Here is a 21028-nt window from a genome sequence, read left to right on the forward strand (position 1 = left end):
AGATTTATTAGACTATTTCTTAAACTCAAGTCTTTAAATTAGAACTTATGTATTTTGCAATGCAGAATGCATAAGTTCTTTTTGTTCTTTCATTCATCTATTAGTCTCCTTATATTATTCTTTTCATTTTCAGTATTTATTTCAAAACTTGACACTTAGTGTTATACATTTTCATATTTTATATAAAGATGTCTAATATAGTTACTAATTTTTTCGAGGTGAGAATGTGGACTTTCAAGGGTTAACAGGTAAAGTAATAACCCCTTTAGATAAAGAATATCAAATTTTGAGACTTGAATATAATCGTGACATTAATAAATTTCCACTTGCTATTGTTTATTGCTATAACAATATTGATGTGTCAAATGCAATAAAATGGTGCAGAAAAAATGATATCTCTCTTCGTATTCGTACTGGTGGTCACAATTACGAAGGATATTCCACAAGTAATGGTGCTTTAATACTGGATACAACTTATATGAATAATGTTGAAATTGATGAGAAAAATGATATTGTAAAAATCCAAGCTGGCGCTAGATTAGGTAAAGTATATTCAGAACTTGCTAAAAAAGGTTATGCCTTCGCAGGAGGGACATGCCCAACTGTTGGTATCTCTGGTTTAACTCTTGGCGGAGGAATAGGATTATCCTGCAGAAACTTTGGTCTAACTGCTGACAATCTTGTAGAACTCGAAATTATAAATGCCAATGGAGCTTCAATCACCGCTAACAATCAGGAAAACCCAAAGCTATTCTGGGCTTGTCGTGGAGCTGGTGGTGGAAACTTTGGTGTTGCAACTTCATATATTTTTAAAACTCAAAAAGTGAATAAGATAACAGCTATAGAGCTCAGATGGGATAATGAATCAAGAGAAGACTTTCTAGAGTTATGGCAATATTGGCTTAAAACAGCTGATAAGAGGATCAGCTGTTTTGCTGGCTTTAACAAAGAAGGCATCTATTTAAATGGCTTTTTTTATGGAACCAAAACTGAAGCTAAGTTGATACTAAAGGATTTTTTATCACTACCAAATTTATTAGAGAATTCTTCAATTGAATATGTTGCTTTTATTGATGCCATAAAGAACATCGGCGCCTTCTATGATCCACCAAATAAGTTTAAAGCAACAGGTAGATTTGTATATAAACCTTTATCTAGAAAAGATATTAGGAAGTTAGTTCAATATATAGACAACAGCCCTGGTACAGTTGAATGTTTCATAAGATTATACTCACTAGGTGGTGCTATTGATGATATCCCCAATAACCATACAGCATATTACTATAGAAAAGCAGAATATATACTAGGTATTACCACAGGTTGGGAAGAAGACGAAGATGCATATGAGTATAAAAATTGGGTTGAAAAAGTCTTTAAATTTGTTAAACCTCTTACTAATGGTTCTTATGTAAACTTCCCATATGCTGAATTAGCTGATTACGGTTATGAATACTATGGCAAAAATTATTATCTTCTCAAAGAAGTAAAAAAATTATATGATCCAACTAACTTCTTTAAATTTCAGCAATCAATAAGCCCCCATTAAGTATTAACTTAAATAGAAACATTTATAAAAACAGTGTTAAAATCAAACAAGTTTTAAACACAAAATTCTTACTTTTATTAATTTTTCTATTTATAAAAGGTTCCTAGGTCAAAACATAATTTGTACTTGTTCCAAAATCGCCGCTTGTTTTGATTTTTTTGCATGTATAAATTAATAGTTGAGCTAGGAACCCTATATATATTAGTATTTTAGTTTTCTATCTACTTATTGCCATAGGATTTCTTCCCTCACACGGTACACCACTTTGACATAATCCACAACCAGAACCAGCCTTAGCACTAGCACCAATTGTTTCAGCTTTCTTTCTTGATTCTTCTCCGTAAACATACTTCATACATTTCACCTTGTCATGCCCTTCTCTTGTTATAGCATTTACAGGACATCGCTTTATACATGCTCCACATATCCCCATGCTGCATAGCAAACAATTTTCAGTATGATTTTTATATTTTCTCACATCTGGTGCAAGCTTTAAATCAGTAACTAAGGATATCAATTTAATTGCAATTCCCTTATCTGTAATAAAAGCATCATTTATTGAAAAAGTTCCTAAGCCTGAAACATAAGCCACGTGACGTTCTGACCAGTTCGAAGTAGGTCCATTGTGCGATCCTGTAATTTGAAACCACTGAGAATGATATGGTGCTATCGATCTATATCCAAAGTCTTTAAAATAGTTCTCCATGTGAGTTGATAAAGCTCTTATAAATACTTCATCACCAAAGGTACGAGTTAATGTCCATTCTCTTGATGGCCAATCTTGCAATCCCCTGTTGCTTTTCCTTGTCTTTTCGTTTATAGGAAGTACTATACTAATAACTGTACCACCATTAAAACTACCTTCGCCGAAAGCTAATTCAAAAATTTCTTTAGGTGTGTAATGGTGCTCACCTATGATTTTTTTATAATCTTTAAATAAATCATCTTTTGTATCAGCAAAGCCTATAATCGGCTCTTCAAAATAATAACCATCAATTTCTTCAAACCAGTTTTCTTTACTTTCTTTAAAAAATCTCTTAATTTCTTCTCTTATTTTATTTTCCATTGTGACCCCTCCACACTTTTTATATTTTACAAACTTTAATATCAAATAAAAACTTTTCCTCTATCGTGCATATACACGATAATAATTAAAAAAATTAAGGCACCAATGCCTCAATTTTTGAAAGTAATGTTGTAAAAATATCAATGTTATCTTTACCTAAATAATCGTCTAAATAGTTTTGCGCCTTGAACCAAAGCACCTCTGCTGATTTATAAACCTCTTTCCCTTTAGCTGTTAATTTTAATTGTCTATTTCTAGTTCCTTCTATTGCTATATCATCGATGTATCCTCTTTCTTCAAGAGGTTTAAGATTTCTCACAAGAGTAGTTCTATCCAATCTTATGCTAATTGCCAAATTACTCACACTTACAGGTTCTAAAGCATCAATATGCTTGAGTAACGAAAACTGTCCTATTTTCAATCCACTGGGAGCAAGAAACTTATCATAAACTTCAGTTATAGCATGAGATGCTCTTCGTAAATTAAGACAATTACATTGGGATGGCTTTTTATTATAAATTTTTATATCCATATTGTCACCTTCTCATTTTAGTGTATCTACACTATCTTTATAATATACATTCGTTATGTTTTTGTCAATATTAATATGTACTTTAGTAAAATTAAAGCACCCATCTCTTTAAGATAAGTGCTTAATCATATTATGTATCCAATAATCCTTATATTATTTTTTAATATTCTAATTCTGATATTATTTATATATATCCGAAAACTCAATTTTAATTCTCTCAACATAGTTTTCCTTAGAACTTGCTTTATTCTCATCCCATTGCCCTAAACTTCCATCATTCAGCACTTTAACTGGCAATTTCACTGAAAACTTAGTCCCTATGCCATATTTACTTTCTACATAGATAGTTCCATTATGCATCTCAACTAATGATTTTACTAGAGATAACCCAATTCCACTTCCTTCATGTCTTCTTATAAATGTTTTATCTACTTGCCTAAACCTATCAAATATTACATTTAGTTTTTGACTTGGTATCCCTATTCCAGTATCTTCTACTGTAATGGTTATGTATTCTTCACCATCAATAATATTTACGAAGATTTTTCCTCCATCAGGTGTAAATTTTACTGCATTTGATAAAAGGTTAAGCATTATTCTTTCGATCTTATCTAAATCACAAGCCATTATCTTTTCTTCTATTTCAGTATCAAAAATAAGATCTAGATTATTATTATTAATATAATCTGCTACTGATAAAGTAATTTCTTCAACAATATTTACAATGTTACAATTGACCATATTTAATTCAAAATATCCTGAATCAAGTTTAGTAGAGTCAATTAAATTATTTATAAGCCTTAATAATCTAAAACAATTTTGCTTTTCAACACTTAAATTATTTAGTATTTTTGCCTTATCAATAGTTTTTTCCTTATTTTCAATTTCTACTCCAATTACTTGTATAGCACCAAATATTATGTTTAGTGGCGTTCTCAATTCATGTGAAATATTTGCAAAGAATTCAGTTCTTAAATTTTCTAATTCATAGGCTTCTTCTTGCAGAGCTAGTTCACTTAACTTTCTATCTGTAATATCACGAATACTTACTACAATTTCTTCTTTCTTCTCAAACTTAATTGCACTGATATTGAATTCAGCCCAAAATTCATCATTATTCTTAGTCTTACAAATACACTCCAATACTATAGGTCTAGTATTTGTAGCTTTATTAAAAGTCTTAAGCATTTTTTCCTTTGTTATACCCGACTTAGAAGAAATCATATCTATTATATTCATTTTTTTAAGTTGATCTTCAGGGTAGTTAAACATAAAATAAGATCTACGGTTTGCATCTACAATGTTTCCATTAAAGTCATTAATAAATATGGCGTCATTTACTGAATTAAAGATAGTATCGAGGTACTTTTGATTTTTAGCAAGCTCTTTTTGGGAACTTTCATACTCTAACTGCCTTACTCCACTTTCAGCTAAAGTAGTTACAAGTGCTAAATAATAATCTAAGATACTTTTAACCTTTTTTCTTGACCATCTTGGAACTTTACTTAGTGCAGCAATGTACTGTTCCTCATCAAAATTGAATTCACGAGCTTGTCTTTTAAAAAACTCAACATCAACTTCCTCATCCTTATAAAAAAATTGGCCCATAAAAATCGTAGCCACATGTTGTCCATATATTATTATAGGCACACCTATATCCCACATATTATTTAAACATTTGTACTCTATGTATCTGCCATCTTTTAAATGATCATTTATATACTTATCGCTAACCAAGCATCGGCTACAAGCAGTTGGATGGACTCTGTGAAATTTTGTGCAAATATCCTGCCATCCAGTTTTTATATATATTGTCCCATCTACATCAATAAGTCCCACAGGAATTCCAGATGCCTCATAAAGGCTTTCTGACATTTTTTTAAAGGAATCAATATTAAATACCTCAGAAAAATTAATCTTCCCCATACCTTACCCCTTTATAAATATATTAAATATAAGCGATATTAAATCAAGAAAATAAATACAATATAACTATTATTGTACAAATTATAATACGTCTTCCAATATTCTGTAAACACACATTCATAGTGCAAATATCGATTAAAATGTAAAATTAAGGTTATTATTTATGTAAAAAAACGCAGCATATCAAATTTTCCATTGAACATGCTGCATCTATAGATGTAATTTGATTAAATCTTTTTTAAAAAGTTATTCAAGGCATTTTATTAGCGTAATACCTAATTACATCTTACCTACTTATATTATTTAATTACTGACATTCCACCCATATAAGGTTGTAATGCTACTGGAATGTTTATAGATCCATCTTCATTTAAGTTGTTCTCTAAGAAAGCAATTAACATTCTTGGAGGAGCTACAACTGTATTATTTAATGTATGTGCAAAATACTTACCATTCTCGCCATCTACACGTATCTTTAAACGACGTGCTTGAGCATCGCCTAAGTTTGAGCAGCTTCCTACTTCAAAGTATTTCTTTTGTCTTGGAGACCAAGCTTCTACGTCTACTGACTTTACTTTAAGATCTGCTAAGTCACCTGAGCAACATTCTAAGGTTCTCACTGGTATATCTAGTGAACGGAATAAATCTACTGTGTCTTTCCATAGTTTATTGTACCAAACCATACTTTCTTCTGGTTTACATACAACAATCATTTCTTGTTTTTCAAATTGGTGAATTCTATAAACTCCTCTTTCCTCTATCCCATGAGCTCCTTTTTCTTTTCTGAAGCATGGTGAGTAACTAGTTAAAGTGTGAGGAAGTGAAGCTTCTGGCAATATTGTATCTATATACTTACCTATCATAGAATGTTCACTTGTTCCTATAAGATATAAATCTTCACCTTCTATTTTATACATCATTGCATCCATTTCAGCAAAACTCATAACACCAGTTACAACTTCACTACGAATCATGAAAGGTGGTATGCAATATGTAAATCCACGATTTATCATAAAATCTCTAGCATATGATATAACTGCTGAATGAAGTCTAGCTATATTACCCATTAGATAATAAAAACCATTTCCAGCAACCTTTCTAGCACTATCTAAATCAATACCGCTAAGTTTTTCCATGATTTCAGTATGGTATGGAATCTCAAAGTCAGGAACTACTGGTTCACCAAAACGTTCAACTTCCACATTTTCGCTATCGTCCTTACCTATTGGAACACTTGGATCGATGATATTTGGAATTATCATCATTATATCCTTAACTTTTTTCTCAAGTTCGCCTTCTTTAACTTCTAATTCTGCCAAACGTGCAGAGTTTGCAGCAACTTGTTTTTTCATATCTTCTGCTTCTTCTTTTTTCCCTTGAGCCATTAATGCACCAATGCTCTTTGAGATCTTATTTCTATTTGCCCTTAAAGAATCAGCTTCCTGCTTTGCATTTCTAAGTTCAGCATCTAAAGCTATAACTTCATCAACTAAACCTAACTTATTATCTTGAAACTTATTTTTTATGTTTTGTTTTACTATTTCAGGGTTTTCCCTTACAAATCTTAAATCTAACATAATTTACCCTCCTGATACATTTATCTATTTATAATATTTTAAAAGCATAATTATATAAGCAATTACCTAAATGGTTACTTTTACATTGTAAGATAATAATTAATAATTTACAATGGTATCTTTAAATACTATATCCATTATAGTAACTTATGTCTAAAGTTATTTAAATTTAAGTTACTATTAAAGTACTGTTTTGAAATTAAGTGATTATCAATCCGATTATTTAACGGTCTTAAGCAAAGAATTAATATTATATTTTAATCTGTTGCATATACTCATCCACAAATCTCATTGAATTATAATTCCCTAAAGAATAAAAAAACTCCCATCCCAAATATAAAAAAATGGGACGGAAGTACTCCGCGTTGCCACCCAAATTGCTGAAATAGTTAAAAATCAGCCACTCGAAAAAGTAGGATAAAGGTTACTAGCCTTTCGATTTATCATCGACAGCTCCAAAAGTGGAAAGATTTAGACTTTCACCGATTTGCACCAACCATCGGCTCTCTGAAGAAATTCAAAAATCGTAGCTTTTATAATCACTGTTTTTGTATATGTTACTATTATGTATCAATTATATATAATATTATACAGATTTTCAAGTGAGAATAAGTATTTTTCACGTAAATCGTTAATAAAATTGTTTTTATCTCTATAAACCACATGATTTTTACAGTTTTAAGTACCTAAAAATGCAATTGTTACTATAATTCATCTATTTCATCATCATATAGCCATCCTTCTTCTTCTGCATAATTAAATATATCTTTCAAAGCTATATCATAACCCTTTGCAAATACAGCAGGATTTCTATTATACACTTTAATCAAATCTTCCGTAAGCACTTTATTTCTAATCTCATCTTCAAATATTAATGCCTGCAAATAAGTGCTCCCAATAAGTTCTCTAACTACATTATATCTGAAGCTTTTATCAATACATATATACAATCTGCATATTATTGGTCTTTGCTCGTAAATTGTGCAGTAGTTCTCATTTGTAATAAAGTGGCAATTATTTTCTTTATCTAATACAAATTGATCGAACTCTCTATAGTAATTTCTCTTTTTTACAAGCCTCTGTCTTACAAAGTCAGAAGCAGCTTCGTCGTTCCAGTTACTTATTCTGTTAACACAGATATTATCCATTTCAACTGACCAAGCCTTTTTACAGCAGCTTTCCTCACAATCATCACAAGGTAGAGGGTTGCTATTTAAAAATATATCAATTGCTTTTAACATATCCTCCACAGTTGTATCTTTATCAATCTTGTCATAATTCACTTTGCCTTCTGAGTCAAATAATAATTTCATGTCATTTCTCCTTAAGTTTTTATGCCTTAGCTACAAATTCAATACAACACTTCATTTTTCCTTCTTCATTTCAAAAACAATTATCTTAATAACATACCTAATATTTATGTCATTAAATAATCAATTGTCTATTGCTAAGACTTTTCTTCTAAATATTTTATATTTGGAATTCTACGAACTATTAAAGTAACTATTAGTATTAGCGCACCAGTTACAACAAGTATAAGCCCTATTCCTGAACCAGGTTTACTTCCTAGAAAATATCCTATCACCTTCCAATTTGGCCCCGCAACTGCTGGTTCTAAAATATTGTCTATCAAAAAACCGGTTATTACAAAAGATAACGGAACAATAGCGTTTGAAATCTGAGCTATAGCTGAAAAAGCCCTCCCTTGCATACTAGCTGTAACCTTTGTTTGAATGATAGATTTAAACATTGCATTTATTATTGGTAAAGGTATCATAAGAATAAATAAGGATCCCCCTAAAAATAGTGGTGTTCGCGCTATACCAAAGATTAAAAACATCACAGAACTTATATTTATTCCAAGAATAATTGTATTTATTCTAGTAAGTTTTATCTCGTAAACAGCAATTATTATTGCTCCCATAAAAGCACCTAAATTCATTATTGCTAAAATTGTAGCTAATACAAATGAGTTTCCGTTTATCTTAGTAATATACGGTATTACTAACTCCAACGGCCCATTGAGCATAAAGTTAATAAAAGTTATATATAATGTCAACCCAAACAAGCCTTTAACCTTCAATAAACACATAAAACCAGTACTCATATCTTTTATAAAATTATTATCTTCGCTACTATGGTATTCTTGTATTTCTGGCTCCGGTATTTTTATAAATATAAGAATAACTACTGATATAATGAAAGTTACAAAGTCTATTAAGAGTATTCCTTCTATTCCTATTATCACGTACAAAAACCCTGATATTACTGGGGCTATTATTCCAGCCATAGGAAAAGTCATCTCTTTTATTGCATTTGCTCTATCTATATGACTTTCAGTCACCATCATAGTGGTGGCTGCATCAGCTGCAATACTTTCAAACAAGGTAAATATTCCTTGTATAATTACGGCTATATATATAAGATAAATATTTAAATTATTTCCAAAGGTACATACAAATAAAAGTACTGTTCCTACTGCCTGGCCTAAGTCTCCAAGCATCATTGCATACTTTCTCTTCCACCTGTCAACCACAATCCCAGCTATTCCTCCGAAGATTACAGCTGTTATCTCATTAAAGAATGGTATAAGAAGTAAGTACATGGTAGTTCCTTTTGTTTGATATAACCATAATCCAATGGCTATCCCTGACATTCGACTTCCTACTAAAGAAAGCCCTTGGGTAATTATTAAAATATATAAACTATATAGTTTTTTCATTAATATATCCTCCTGTTAAAAAAATTGCTAACATGCTCATTATCATTTTTTTGAGCAGCTGCCTTTTTTGAACAAATATAATGAAGTTATGTAAATAAAGGCCGCAAACAAGCGTACTCATTTGCGACCTCTAAAACAAAAGCATAAGAACTAAGCCTAATGACTCAATTCTCTAATACCATCATATAAAGTTCAAAATGTACTCATGTTCTTAATAATTCAAGCTAACAGCACAACAAATAAACCTAAAACATAGGCAAAAATGCAAATAGCTCTAGTATTTAATTTCTACTATTTATTAAGAACAGTGATAATGATTAACATTCGGATAGATTCCCCTTTGCTTTCAATATAAAACCATTATATATTGCCTAAATTCAGCAGTCAATTAATTAGTAGGATAAGCGAAAAACAATATAGCTTGCTTTATCTATATTTGTACTCTATTATATCCTTTTATACTTCCTTACTCTTTCGTCGTTTATAACACCGTTGAAGTTAAGTCCATAAGCAAAACTATACTCATTACCTAGTTCATCTTTATAGCATTTCATATCATGAGGCACATCCTCAAACTGTTCTTCAACAGTATCCATGTTTTTTGGCATATTAAATGGTAATAGTCCACTTGGACTATGCTTTCCACTTATAATATCAAGTATGACTTGAGCTTGCACACCAAAATCAACCACTATTGCATCAGCCTTTTCCTCAAACTCACTAAGCACTGTTGGATTTGCCATGTTTATAGACACTACTATTGGTTTTTGCCCCATTAGGTTCTTAGTTTCTAAAATTATATCTAAATCTTCTTCGTTTGTAGCATAGTTTGTTTTACCAAAGTAAGATCTGTTATTTGATTCTTCTAATGGGTCTCCGCCTGCTAGACTAACTTTTCTACTGCTTGTAGCCTTATATGGTCTGTATTGTAAGCTTATAGGTACGTATCCATCTTTCTTAGAATATCCTACAGTCTTAGGCGATTCTATAAAAACTATAGAAAAATCAGCTTCCTCTGCTTTCTCCACTACATTAAAATATTTTTCAATAATAGCTTTATTTACAGGTTCTACTACTCTTTCAGGAATTATGTTTCCGAACCAATCTATACTTTCCTTTAATCTTCTCTTTGGTATATACACATTTTTTCTTTCTCTAATTGGAAGTATTTGATTTTTATTTTTTAACATCACTAGAGATTTAAGCTGACATTCATATCCAGTTTTCATATATTCAGCATTGCCAACTAATTTGTCAGATTCTTCTGGATCTACATATGGATTTTCAAATAAACCAGTTCTAAAAATATTAAGTAATAATCTTACAGCTGATTTTTCAAATCGTTCTCTCATATATTTTTCACCTAATTCTTTTACTCCCATCTCGTAGGCTTCAAGAATTGGTAAAACCTCATTATTCCCACCAAACTGATCCACTCCAGCCATCAATACTTTATAGTGTCTTTCACTTTCAGATAATTTTTCAACTCCCCAGCTCTTACCTGATATGAATCCATCTATGATATGATTCTCCTTTGTTATCCCCCAATCAGTACAAACAACCCCATCATAATCATACTTTTCTCTAAGTAAGTCCTTAATTATATATTTACTAAAAGAATTTCCTACGTTTTCGCCATACTTTTTATCAATATCATAAGATATAGTATAATAAGGCATAACTGCTGATGCTTTCTTAGTCTTACCAGATAACTTAAAGGCTCCTTCTGTAAAAGGAATTAAGTGATCATTAAAATTATTTCCTGGATAAACAGCATATTTACCATAAGCAAAATGAGCATCTCTACCGCTTTCACAGCTTCCTCCACCTGGCCAATGTTTAACCATGGCATTTACACTCTCATATCCCCAACCATCTTCAGTCTCACTTTCTCCAACAGAAGTTTGAAATCCATTACAATATGCTTCAGCTAAATCTCGTGCCAAAATTGGATCTTCCCCTAAAGTCCCACTAAACCTCATCCACCTAGGATCTGTTGCTATATCTACTTGAGGTGATAAAGCAGTTGAAATTCCAAGTGCTCTGTATTCCTTAGATGCAATAAATCCAAACTTACTAACTTCTTCACTACTAAAAGTTGCTGCAAGCCCTAACGGCTCTGGCCATTTAGAGATATCTCCTCCTGCACCAGCATTAAACTCAGCATTAGCACTAGTTGTATGTCTTGGATCACTGCTTATATTTACAGGTATTCCAAAACCAACTCCTTCTACAAATGTTTGTAGATTATTATTCCAAAGTGCTGCTGTTTTAGCATCATCCACCGCCGTTACAAGTACGTGCCTTAAATTATCATCTGTAAGAAACCTTCTTTGTTGATCTGTTAAATCGGTAATCTTTGCATCAGCCTCATCAAAAGTTTTACCATTATAAGTTCCATCAAAAGCTTTTGAAAAACTATCTTTTTTACTAAAAACCGCTTGATGTCCACTGTATAGCATAAGACCTGCTATTTGCTTTATACTAAGTTTACTTGCTAAATCCTTAGCTCTTTCTTTAGCTGGAAGTCTCCAATCCTCATATTTTTCAAGTTTTCCACTTTTGCTCAAATTCTTAAAAGCAAAGCCATCCTGCTCTATTATTTTAATACCTGAATTCTTTGAATAGGCAACATTTTTTCCACTTTCATTTATAATAATTACATAGTCGCCTTTATCAATTTGTCTCCAATTTCTCATAAATCCCCCTCCATTGACTTTGTTAAATACTATATATTTTTTCTATGTAAATAATCATCAAGACTTCTAATAAAAAACTCTCTAAATCCAAAAATAACTCCTAAACTTTCACTTTTTTCATCTTCTAAATCATAATAATATTTCATAGTTTCTATATCTACAGATAAAGTATCTAATGGAAACCCTTCTCTATATCTTTCATGAGGCTTGTCTACAATATAAAACTTCTCAGAACAAATATCTTCACCGTCATACTTATAAATATGATCCTTATCTATATATAAACATATGCCATTTTTATAATATGCAGTTAGTTTGCCTCCATACTTTGCTGCCAAATCACTGTAATAATCAACCATTTCTCTGTAGGATAAATCCTCACCATGAATCCTCTTCACTAATACACCAGGTTGATCTTCTTCCTCTACACCATCAAAGAATAAACCAGTATCACATGAAAATACAGGTATCTTAAGCTGTTCGTAGTAAGTAGTGGCTTTTTCTATAGCATTATCTAAAGGATCTTTCCCAGTTTCATCAGATCCTTTCAGATTTAAATCAATACTGCCAATGCCTGTAACTTCGATATTGAGGCCATCAAGCATTTTAATCATACTTGTCAGCTTTGATGGATTATATGTACCATATATTAACCTCATAAAACTATCCCTTCATTCTTATAATCTATTAATTATTTGTAATTATATCATATAATTCCAAGTCATTCTTTGAATTATAAAATGATAATTTTCTATTTTTGAAAACATTACTGTTTAATTTATTTTCACAGCAACCAAGTTTTTACCGTATAGTCCTAAAAGACCTCAAGAATCATTAAAATATCTAGGTTTAACCGACATAAAAGTTTTGTATTTTTCTATGAAGTAAGAAAGATAAGCCAATGATAGTTATTTAATCATCGGCTTATCTTTTTATTATCACTAATTACCTCTTAATATGCTATGGTGTCATAACCTGTCCACATTGTAATCTCAGGTCCAGATATGGAAACTAAATTGCTTTGTTAGATTTTAATGCAACTGGCCTATTTATAGCTTCCAATAATAATATAAAAAGAAGTAGTTATATATGAAGTATTTCCTGTAGTATCAACCGCAATTGCTTTAAGAACCGCTGTCTTACTTATAGTTATAGCACCTTTATAAACAGAACTATTTGTTGTAGGTTTAGATCCATCAAGAGTATAGTAAATTTTTACTCCTGGTGTACTATCGCTTAATGTAATAGTCTGAGGTTTGTTATATATACCACTTCGAACGCTTACTATTGGATCTGATGGAGGTTTAATTATAGTATATTGATTACTCAATACTCCTGATACATTTCCATTGTAATCTACAGCTATAACCTTAAGAGTACAAGAGGCAGTTATATTAATATATCCCATGTATGGTAAACTCTTAATTGTTGGAGTACTTCCATCTAATGTATAAAAAGCTTTAAGTGGCTTTGGATACATATCGTAAAGTTTAATAAACAAAGGTGCCTTATATGTGCCTGAAGGAACATTTGCTGTAGGTGTAGGTATAACTACTGGTCCATTTATAACATAAGTGTTACTCATAACCTCAGAAGAATTACCGCTAGCATCAATGGCAATTGCTTTAAGTGTCTTTGTTGAACTTATAGTTATAGCCCCAGAATATAAAGTGCTTTTTGAAGTAGGTATTGTTCCATCAAGAGTATAGTATATTGCTACTCCAGCTGTTTTATCGCTTAAAGTTATTGTTTGGCTTGTGCTATAGTTTCCAGCTGGCACATTAGCTATTGGTTTAGCAGGCAATACAACTGGTGAAGTTATAGTATATGTATTGCTAAGCACTTCTGAAGAATTACCACTTGAATCTATTGCTACAGCCTTTAGTGTTGAGGTTGAACTTATTGTTATAGGTGTAGTATATAAATTACTTTGTGCAGTTGGGGTTGTCCCATCAATAGTATAGTATATTGACGCACCTGATGTTGCATCACTTAATGCTATTACCTGACTTGAAGTATAAGATCCTCCTGGAATATTTGCCACTGGCTTACTTGGTGCAGTAACTGCTGCGGTATTAATTGGTGCTTGTATCAAACCAAATCCATATGAGGAATCTCTTCCACTAACACCTAAATCAACTATATTACTATCTAATAAATTTCTCAATTGAATATTAGTATAGCTTGGATATTTTTGTTTAAGTAATGCTAAATCTCCTGCCACAAAAGGTGTAGCCATGGATGTACCACTCATTTGAGCATAGCTTCCATTTAAGTAAGTGCTAGTTATGTTAACTCCTGGTGCACTTACCTCTACCTTGCTTCCTGTAGAAGAAAAATAAGCTCTCGTATTTGTAGAATCAACCGCTCCAACTGCAATCACTGAAGAGTAGTTTGCTGGATATTCAACATTTGTTCCAGTACCATCAGCATTTCCATCATTTCCCGCAGCTGCGACAACTAATATTCCGCTATTATATGCTGTATCCACAGCATTCTGCAGTGAACTATCTGATTGACTTGATCCAAGGCTCATGGATATAATATCCATCTTATTTTCAATAGCCCAATCTATACCTGAAATTATGTCTGATGTATATCCACTACCTGATGAATCAAGAGCTTTTACTGCATAAATCGAAGCATCCGGAGCAACTCCTTTAACGCCTCCATTTACACCCTGTGCTCCTATTATTCCAGCAACATGAGTTCCATGACCATTGTCATCAGAAAAAGATGTCGTTGTTGAACCACTAATTACATTGGTACCACCAGTTATAGATAAGTCTGAATGTGTTGCAACTCCTGTATCAATAACAGCAACCTTTACACCTTTTCCAGTGAATCCAGATTGCCATGAAGTAGGCGCATTTATATCGCTTACTCCCCAGTTTGAAAATGTAGTATCCGCTGCCTTTACTACATTATCTACTTCGACGTAGGCTACGCTTGAGTCCTTTAAAAGCTTTGCTGCATTTTGTGGTGTTATTTCAGCCACAGCTGCATCCACATGCTTAAACTGACGTTTAACTTTTCCACTATAACTTGAGATTAGCTTACCTCTGTCGACGCCTTTAGTTTTGAATTTAACTATATACCGCTTAGATGTCGTATCTGAGGTAGTTGTACTTGCATAGGTTGTCCAACTAAAAGATGAAGCAATAACTATAGTTGCAATGAAAAAGCTACTGATTTTTCTTGATTTCATTTCCCTATCCTCCTTACTTTTGTTTTTTTATATAGTTAGAAATGAACAGATCCTGCATTAAAACTTAAGCAGAGCCTCTCATTCTCCATTTAAATAGTGAAACTGAATTTTCTTTCAATTTGATTATACCCTAATCTACCAGCCTATTCTACATCATTTGACCACATGAAGTGATTTTTAATGTAATTTTAATCTATTTTTTGAATTTAAATAACTTTTGCATTAAACTCTATTTATTTTTAGTAAAATTAGCAAATACGTTTTATTTTTTACTGTATAGGCATAAAAAACATCTAAACCCATTAAAATACCTAGGTTTATCAAACATAAAAATATAACCCTTTCTTTACAGTAAAAAAGGATCCACTTTAATAAGTGAATCCTTTTAAGGTCTATAATTCAAAAAACATTTTAGGTCATAAAATAGTAGAAAATCATATTAATTCCTCGCTTAAACTCATTAAATATAAATAACTCTAAACATAAAACTTATTTAAGCAATCCTTCTTTTTGTAGGTAGTTCTTTGCAACTTCTTGAGCTGTTTTTCCTTCTACATTTACTTCATAATTCATTTTAGCCATCTCATCATCAGTTATCTTACCTGATAATTTATTAAGAACAGTACTTATCTCAGGATGCCTTTTAAGTGTACTTTCAAGCATAAGTGGTGCCCCTTGATATGGAGGGAAGAATTGCTTATCATCTTCTAAAACCTTTAGATTATACTGAACAATTTCACTATCAGTAGAATATGCATCTAAAAGATTAATGTCTCCTGATTTTATAGCACTATATCTTAATTTAGGTTCCATTGTTTTTAAATTATTAAAGTTTACTGAATATACTTTTTGAAGTCCTTTATATCCATCATCTCTATCAGAAAATTCAAGAGTAAATCCCACCTTAATCTGCTTTTCAATATCTTTTAAGTCAGATATTTTATTTAGTTTATACTCTTTTGCAAGCTCTGGAGATACTGCAATAGCATAAGTATTATTGTACTTCATAGGTTTTAGAAGTTCCATATTAAAGTTCTTTGCCATGCCAACACGTGCCTGCTCATAAACCTCTTCAGGATCATGACTTTTTGTATTTTCTTTAACAAAGGTTTCAAGAGCTGTACCTGTAAATTCAGGGTATATATCAATATCGCCTGATTTAAGTGCATTAAATAAAAAGCTAGTTTTTCCCATACCAGGCTTTAGGGTAACATGTAAATTGGTTTCATCTTCAAGCATTAGTTTGTACATATTAATTAAAATCTCAGGCTCTGACCCTAGCTTCCCAGCAATTATAATCTCATTTTTTTGTGTACTTAGGTATGGAACTAAAATTATAGTTAATGTCATAATAATAGCCACTCCAACTGCTACAATGGATTTTTTCAGTGTAGCTTTTTCAAGATAACGCAATACCACATCAAACAAAATAGCAAGCAAGGCTGCTGGAATTGCTCCAATTAGAATAAGACTATTATTGTTACGATCTATTCCAAGAAGAATCAAATCTCCAAGACCACCTGCTCCAATTAATGCAGCCAGTGTGGCAGTTCCTATTATCATCACCATTGAAGTTCTTATACCTGCCATTATAATCGGCATTGCCAATGGTATTTGAACTTTAAAGAGTTTTTTACTGCTATTCATCCCCATTGCATCCGCAGCTTCAATCAACGCAGAATTAATTTCCTTAATCCCAGTATAAGTATTTCTTAGTATAGGTAAGATGGCATAAATTACTAGAGCAATTACTGCTGGTACCTTTCCAATACCTACTAGTGGAATTAAAACTCCAAGCAAAGCAAGAGATGGTATTGTTTGAAAGACTGCTGCTATCTGTATCGTAATCTCACCAAGACGCTTATGTTTTGTTATATATATCCCGAGCGGCACCGCTATGATTACCGCAATAAATATAGCTATAAATGAAATTTGCATATGTTGAAGTAATGCTGTACCTAACTGTCCCTTGCGTTCTAAAAGCGTTGAAAAAAATGTATTCATTATATTTCACCATCCTTTTCAAGCTTATTAGCTACAAACTTAACTAAATGTTCCATATTTAAAGTTCCTATAATTTTTTCATTCTGCTTAATTTTAATATTTTCTTCTTTTGTAAGTATAGAAAATAATTTTTCAAGTGACTCCTCAGCATTGACGTAACCAACACCTTCCTTGTCCCCAATCTCCCCAATAAATCCTTCGTCTACTAAATCCTTCACACTGTAATCTGATTCAAAAAGTGACGCTCGATATACATTTGCAGATTTAAAGAAGTTTCTTACAAAATCATTTTTAGGATTATTAATGATTGCTTCTGGAGTATCACATTGAACTATCTTTCCTTCTTGCATTATGCAAATTCTATCTCCGAGCTCTAAAGCCTCTTGCATATCATGAGTTACAAACACAATGGTTTTATTTATTTTCTTTTTAAGCTTTACCATATCCTGCTGCAACTTTTTGCGACTAATTGGATCTAATGCACTGAAAGGTTCGTCCATCAATATGATATTTGGATCAGCAGCTAATGCACGAACTACTCCTACTCTCTGTTGCTCACCACCTGAAAGCTCTGATGGTTTTCTGTGTCGATATTTTTCTGGTTCTAGGCCCACACTTTCTAAAAGATCAGTTATTCTATCTTTGATTTTTTTCTTGTCCCATTTCTTCAATTCTGGAACTATTGCTATGTTTTCTTCAATAGTCATATGTGGAAAAAGTGCTATTTGTTGCAATACATATCCTATATTCCATCTAAGTTCATGAATATTGTATTCACTTATCTTCTTGTCATCTAAATAAATCGTGCCTTCACTTAAATCTATCAAACGATTAATCATCTTGAGTGTAGTTGTTTTCCCGCATCCACTTGGCCCGATAATAACAAAAAACTCCCCTTTTTCAATTGTTAGATTTAAAGAATCAACTGCTTTATTTACATTATCGTAGCACTTAGATACATTTTCAAATTTAATCATCTAATTTACTCCTTATACTTTCACTTACTATATAAATTCTTCTGATTAATCTATAAATTATATTTTAATTTCTTTATAATCTATACCATTATCTATAAAAAATAAAATTAAAAAATAATATTTTGAATACTCTTCTATTAAATTTTTAAAAGAACTTATATTTATATAATAGATTAGCGAACATACATTTGCAATAATGAACTTTTAAGTTTGTTAGTTACTTAAAGGTAACTAAGGTGATTTTTCAATAAGGTACAGAATATTTAATCATTCATAAGCAAATGCTACCTTTGTAATTTATTTTTAAAGGAGGCTTTAAAATGGATAGAAAACGAGCAGAAGAAATTCTTTCCTCACCAGATGTAATAAATGTTACATATAAAGGTGAACAGATTTATATTGAAAAATTAGACAGCGCCAAAGATATAGCTTATGTACATCCACTTAATCAACCAACGGGATCACAAGAAGTACCTTTAGGTTCACTTCAAGAACAATAAAATCAAGCAAATGATGTTATCATTATAACCTCTTAAAGGATAGCACCATTTGCTTGATTAATTTTTTAGCTTCTTTCAACTTTTAATTTTCTCAAAGCGATACTTCAATAAAATATTAATTTGAGTAAAGCATTATATTTGTGTATACTTGTTATTTGAAGGCATTTTTCTGCCTTTAACTTAATTTATATTTATCTAGAAATAATTTAACTTGTGATTTGGACAACCTTTAAAATTCGAAATAACTTTTTAATAATATATTTAGTAATATAGAGTTCCTAACTCAACTATTAATTTACACATGCCCGAAAATCCCAATAAGCCTGGATTTTCGAACAAGTATAAATTAACTTTCCATATAGGAACTCTTTACATAAGGAGTGAAAATATGATGAAATCTCAACCTAGGATAAAAGGATTTGCGCTTGTAATTTTTTCAACAATGATGTGGGGAGTATCAGGTACTGTGGCACAATACCTGTTTCAGCAGAGAGGTTTTAGTCCGGAATGGCTTGTAGTTATCCGTCTATTAGTCTCTGGAATTGTTTTATTGTCATTTGCAACTTTAAGAGGCAACAAGAATGTACGTAAAATCTGGAGTTCAAAATATACGATATTTAATCTTATATGTTTTGCACTTTTGGGTATGTTAGGTGTACAGTATACCTATTTTGCAGCAATAAAATATGGTAATGCCGCTACAGCTACAATACTTCAGTATTTGTATCCAGTTATAATAACCTTCTATATGACTATAAGAACCAAACGAGCTCCAAGCTTAAGAGAAGTTATAGTAATTACTTTAACCATAGTTGGTACATTTCTCATAATAACAAAAGGGAATGTTAGTACTTTATCTATTTCTAAACTAGCATTATTCTGGGGTGTAACTTCAGCTTTTGCTGCTGCATTTTATACTTTGCAACCGGCTTATCTTCTCACTAGATTTGATTCAATAACAGTAGTTGGTTGGGGAATGCTAATTGGAGGATTAGGCTTTAGCTTTATTCAGAAGCCTTGGATATGTACAGGCCAATGGTCTATTAGTTCAATTTTAGCTGTTATATTTGTGGTCCTTTTTGGTACTCTTATTGCTTTTTGCTGCTATTTAGAAAGTTTAAAATATATTAAGCCAATTGAAGTAAGCATACTTTCCTCAATTGAACCATTGTCTGCAGCTGTATTATCTATATTTTGGTTACATGTTAATTTAGGATTTGTACAATGGATTGGGACTGGATGTATTATATTTGGAATAATATATTTATCTCTTACTAAAAAAACTCCAGAACAGAAAAAAGGATGTAGTGAGATTTCCTCATAAACTTGTCTATAATCACCAATATATTTAATAACAAATTACAATTTTTTTAATATAACAATAACTCTGTAAAAAACTTAATTTACAGAGTTCTTTTATGTATCAACGATATATTTTGAGCACTATACATATGTATTAAAGAAATGTAGTTATATACTATGAACAAACTGTACAATAGTTTATTTCAGAAGTTATTTCTGACTCTTTGCAACGCCAAATTTAAACATAATTCAAACATAATATTTCTTTATAGTTCAGTGTATTTTTTACTATTACCTTTAGCCTTCTCAACTGGATACTTCTTCTCATTTTTATTCATTTTATTATTTATTATTTCTTCAATATTTACATCTAAAGCATCCGCCATATGTAAGCAATAAACAAGGACATCTGCAAGTTCATCACATACCTCTTCTTTATTATAATTATTATCCCAAAGAAAATGTTCTAAAAGCTCACCTGCTTCTATGTTTATAGCTTTAGCCAAATTTTCAGGGGTATGAAACTTCGACCAATCTCTATCGTTTCTAAACTTTCTTATTCTTTCAATTACATCATTCATTGGTTTTTCTCCTTAATCTTATATAATAGAAAAGTCTTCTGAGATTTATATGGCTCAAAAGACCTTTTGTAAATTAATCTCCACTTGGAATTATAAATGCGCAAAGTATATATGCTAAAATTCCACTTCCTGCTGCTAATCCAAATATTACCCATAGCACACGTACAATTGTTGCATCGATATCAAAGAATTCAGCTATTCCGCCACAAACCCCTGCAAGCATACGATTAGAATTTGATTTGTATAACTTTTTATTCATATACTCCCCCTAGTTTTAATTATGATTATTATTATGAGATAACATGTAAAATTAGTAAATAATCTCAAAATATTTTTCCTAATATTAACAAATAACTTATTTATCTAATCATATTTTTATGATAATCTT

The 21028-nt window shown here is 31.4% G+C and carries 16 protein-coding genes and 1 other annotated feature; of the genes, 3 read left to right on the forward strand and 13 right to left on the reverse strand.

Features of this window, described 5'->3' with window-relative positions:
• Positions 1–226: 226 nt before the first annotated feature.
• On the forward strand, positions 227–1546 hold the full coding sequence (locus bsdtw1_RS10725; protein WP_183277567.1) for an FAD-binding oxidoreductase: 1320 nt from the start codon (positions 227–229) through the stop codon (positions 1544–1546).
• 217 nt (positions 1547–1763) lie between these two features.
• On the opposite strand, the gene bsdtw1_RS10730 is transcribed toward bsdtw1_RS10725, so the two are convergent.
• From bsdtw1_RS10730 to bsdtw1_RS10790, 11 genes are all read right to left on the reverse strand, one after another.
• Positions 1764–2612, reverse strand: a complete 849-nt coding sequence (locus tag bsdtw1_RS10730) for a (Fe-S)-binding protein (protein WP_183277568.1) — start codon at positions 2610–2612, stop codon at positions 1764–1766.
• Between the two features lie 94 nt (positions 2613–2706).
• Entirely contained in the window at positions 2707–3144 is a 438-nt protein-coding gene (locus bsdtw1_RS10735; protein WP_183277569.1) for a MarR family winged helix-turn-helix transcriptional regulator, read from the reverse strand.
• Positions 3145–3324: 180 nt separating this feature from the next.
• On the reverse strand, positions 3325–5070 hold the full coding sequence (locus bsdtw1_RS10740; RefSeq protein ID WP_183277570.1) for a sensor histidine kinase: 1746 nt from the start codon (positions 5068–5070) through the stop codon (positions 3325–3327).
• A gap of 299 nt (positions 5071–5369) precedes the next feature.
• Positions 5370–6647, reverse strand: coding sequence for a serine--tRNA ligase (gene serS, locus bsdtw1_RS10745; RefSeq protein ID WP_183277571.1), 1278 nt, complete (start codon positions 6645–6647; stop codon positions 5370–5372).
• 342 nt (positions 6648–6989) lie between these two features.
• Positions 6990–7196: a binding site (T-box leader), on the reverse strand.
• A gap of 155 nt (positions 7197–7351) precedes the next feature.
• On the reverse strand, positions 7352–7960 hold the full coding sequence (locus tag bsdtw1_RS10750; RefSeq protein ID WP_183277572.1) for a YkgJ family cysteine cluster protein: 609 nt from the start codon (positions 7958–7960) through the stop codon (positions 7352–7354).
• Positions 7961–8094: 134 nt separating this feature from the next.
• On the reverse strand, positions 8095–9369 hold the full coding sequence (locus tag bsdtw1_RS10755; RefSeq protein ID WP_183277573.1) for an MFS transporter: 1275 nt from the start codon (positions 9367–9369) through the stop codon (positions 8095–8097).
• A gap of 446 nt (positions 9370–9815) precedes the next feature.
• Positions 9816–12068, reverse strand: a complete 2253-nt coding sequence (locus bsdtw1_RS10760) for a glycoside hydrolase family 3 protein (RefSeq protein WP_183277574.1) — start codon at positions 12066–12068, stop codon at positions 9816–9818.
• A 29-nt stretch (positions 12069–12097) separates the two neighbouring features.
• Positions 12098–12727, reverse strand: a complete 630-nt coding sequence (locus bsdtw1_RS10765; protein WP_183277575.1) for a non-canonical purine NTP pyrophosphatase — start codon at positions 12725–12727, stop codon at positions 12098–12100.
• 386 nt (positions 12728–13113) lie between these two features.
• Complete coding sequence (locus bsdtw1_RS23505; protein WP_244638148.1) at positions 13114–15276, reverse strand: chitobiase/beta-hexosaminidase C-terminal domain-containing protein; 2163 nt, start codon at positions 15274–15276, stop codon at positions 13114–13116.
• A 489-nt stretch (positions 15277–15765) separates the two neighbouring features.
• Complete coding sequence (locus bsdtw1_RS10785; protein ID WP_183277576.1) at positions 15766–17280, reverse strand: ABC transporter permease/substrate-binding protein; 1515 nt, start codon at positions 17278–17280, stop codon at positions 15766–15768.
• Positions 17280–18257, reverse strand: a complete 978-nt coding sequence (locus bsdtw1_RS10790) for an ABC transporter ATP-binding protein (RefSeq protein WP_183277577.1) — start codon at positions 18255–18257, stop codon at positions 17280–17282. The genes bsdtw1_RS10785 and bsdtw1_RS10790 overlap by 1 nt, the downstream gene beginning before the upstream one ends.
• A gap of 320 nt (positions 18258–18577) precedes the next feature.
• On the opposite strand from bsdtw1_RS10790, the gene bsdtw1_RS10795 reads away from it, so the two are divergent.
• Together bsdtw1_RS10795 and bsdtw1_RS10800 are read left to right on the forward strand one after the other, a co-directional pair.
• Positions 18578–18757 (forward strand): H-type small acid-soluble spore protein, encoded by a 180-nt coding sequence (locus tag bsdtw1_RS10795; protein WP_183277578.1) that lies wholly within the window; start codon positions 18578–18580, stop codon positions 18755–18757.
• Positions 18758–19148: 391 nt separating this feature from the next.
• Entirely contained in the window at positions 19149–20081 is a 933-nt protein-coding gene (locus bsdtw1_RS10800; protein ID WP_183279786.1) for a DMT family transporter, read from the forward strand.
• A 244-nt stretch (positions 20082–20325) separates the two neighbouring features.
• Here bsdtw1_RS10800 and bsdtw1_RS10805 read toward each other — a convergent pair whose 3' ends face one another.
• Positions 20326–20640, reverse strand: coding sequence for a nucleotide pyrophosphohydrolase (locus bsdtw1_RS10805; RefSeq protein ID WP_183277579.1), 315 nt, complete (start codon positions 20638–20640; stop codon positions 20326–20328).
• 73 nt (positions 20641–20713) lie between these two features.
• Positions 20714–20899: a PspC domain-containing protein gene (locus bsdtw1_RS10810; RefSeq protein WP_183277580.1), complete on the reverse strand. Its 186-nt coding sequence runs from the start codon at positions 20897–20899 to the stop codon at positions 20714–20716.
• Positions 20900–21028: the final 129 nt, after the last annotated feature.

Source organism: Clostridium fungisolvens (genome assembly GCF_014193895.1).
In the GTDB taxonomy this organism is placed as follows: domain Bacteria; phylum Bacillota; class Clostridia; order Clostridiales; family Clostridiaceae; genus Clostridium_AR; species Clostridium_AR fungisolvens.

What these genes read in the sequence shown, in the direction of transcription:
- bsdtw1_RS10730 (WP_183277568.1), bottom strand. Translation starts at nt 2,612, where the DNA reads ATGGAAAATAAAATAAGAGAAGAAATTAAGAGATTTTTTAAAGAAAGT.
- bsdtw1_RS10735 (WP_183277569.1), bottom strand. Translation starts at nt 3,144, where the DNA reads ATGGATATAAAAATTTATAATAAAAAGCCATCCCAATGTAATTGTCTT.
- bsdtw1_RS10740 (WP_183277570.1), bottom strand. Translation starts at nt 5,070, where the DNA reads ATGGGGAAGATTAATTTTTCTGAGGTATTTAATATTGATTCCTTTAAA.
- serS (WP_183277571.1), bottom strand. Translation starts at nt 6,647, where the DNA reads ATGTTAGATTTAAGATTTGTAAGGGAAAACCCTGAAATAGTAAAACAA.
- bsdtw1_RS10750 (WP_183277572.1), bottom strand. Translation starts at nt 7,960, where the DNA reads ATGAAATTATTATTTGACTCAGAAGGCAAAGTGAATTATGACAAGATT.
- bsdtw1_RS10755 (WP_183277573.1), bottom strand. Translation starts at nt 9,369, where the DNA reads ATGAAAAAACTATATAGTTTATATATTTTAATAATTACCCAAGGGCTT.
- bsdtw1_RS10760 (WP_183277574.1), bottom strand. Translation starts at nt 12,068, where the DNA reads ATGAGAAATTGGAGACAAATTGATAAAGGCGACTATGTAATTATTATA.
- bsdtw1_RS10765 (WP_183277575.1), bottom strand. Translation starts at nt 12,727, where the DNA reads ATGAGGTTAATATATGGTACATATAATCCATCAAAGCTGACAAGTATG.
- bsdtw1_RS23505 (WP_244638148.1), bottom strand. Translation starts at nt 15,276, where the DNA reads ATGAAATCAAGAAAAATCAGTAGCTTTTTCATTGCAACTATAGTTATT.
- bsdtw1_RS10785 (WP_183277576.1), bottom strand. Translation starts at nt 17,280, where the DNA reads ATGAATACATTTTTTTCAACGCTTTTAGAACGCAAGGGACAGTTAGGT.
- bsdtw1_RS10790 (WP_183277577.1), bottom strand. Translation starts at nt 18,257, where the DNA reads ATGATTAAATTTGAAAATGTATCTAAGTGCTACGATAATGTAAATAAA.
- bsdtw1_RS10795 (WP_183277578.1), top strand. Translation starts at nt 18,578, where the DNA reads ATGGATAGAAAACGAGCAGAAGAAATTCTTTCCTCACCAGATGTAATA.
- bsdtw1_RS10800 (WP_183279786.1), top strand. Translation starts at nt 19,149, where the DNA reads ATGAAATCTCAACCTAGGATAAAAGGATTTGCGCTTGTAATTTTTTCA.
- bsdtw1_RS10805 (WP_183277579.1), bottom strand. Translation starts at nt 20,640, where the DNA reads ATGAATGATGTAATTGAAAGAATAAGAAAGTTTAGAAACGATAGAGAT.
- bsdtw1_RS10810 (WP_183277580.1), bottom strand. Translation starts at nt 20,899, where the DNA reads ATGAATAAAAAGTTATACAAATCAAATTCTAATCGTATGCTTGCAGGG.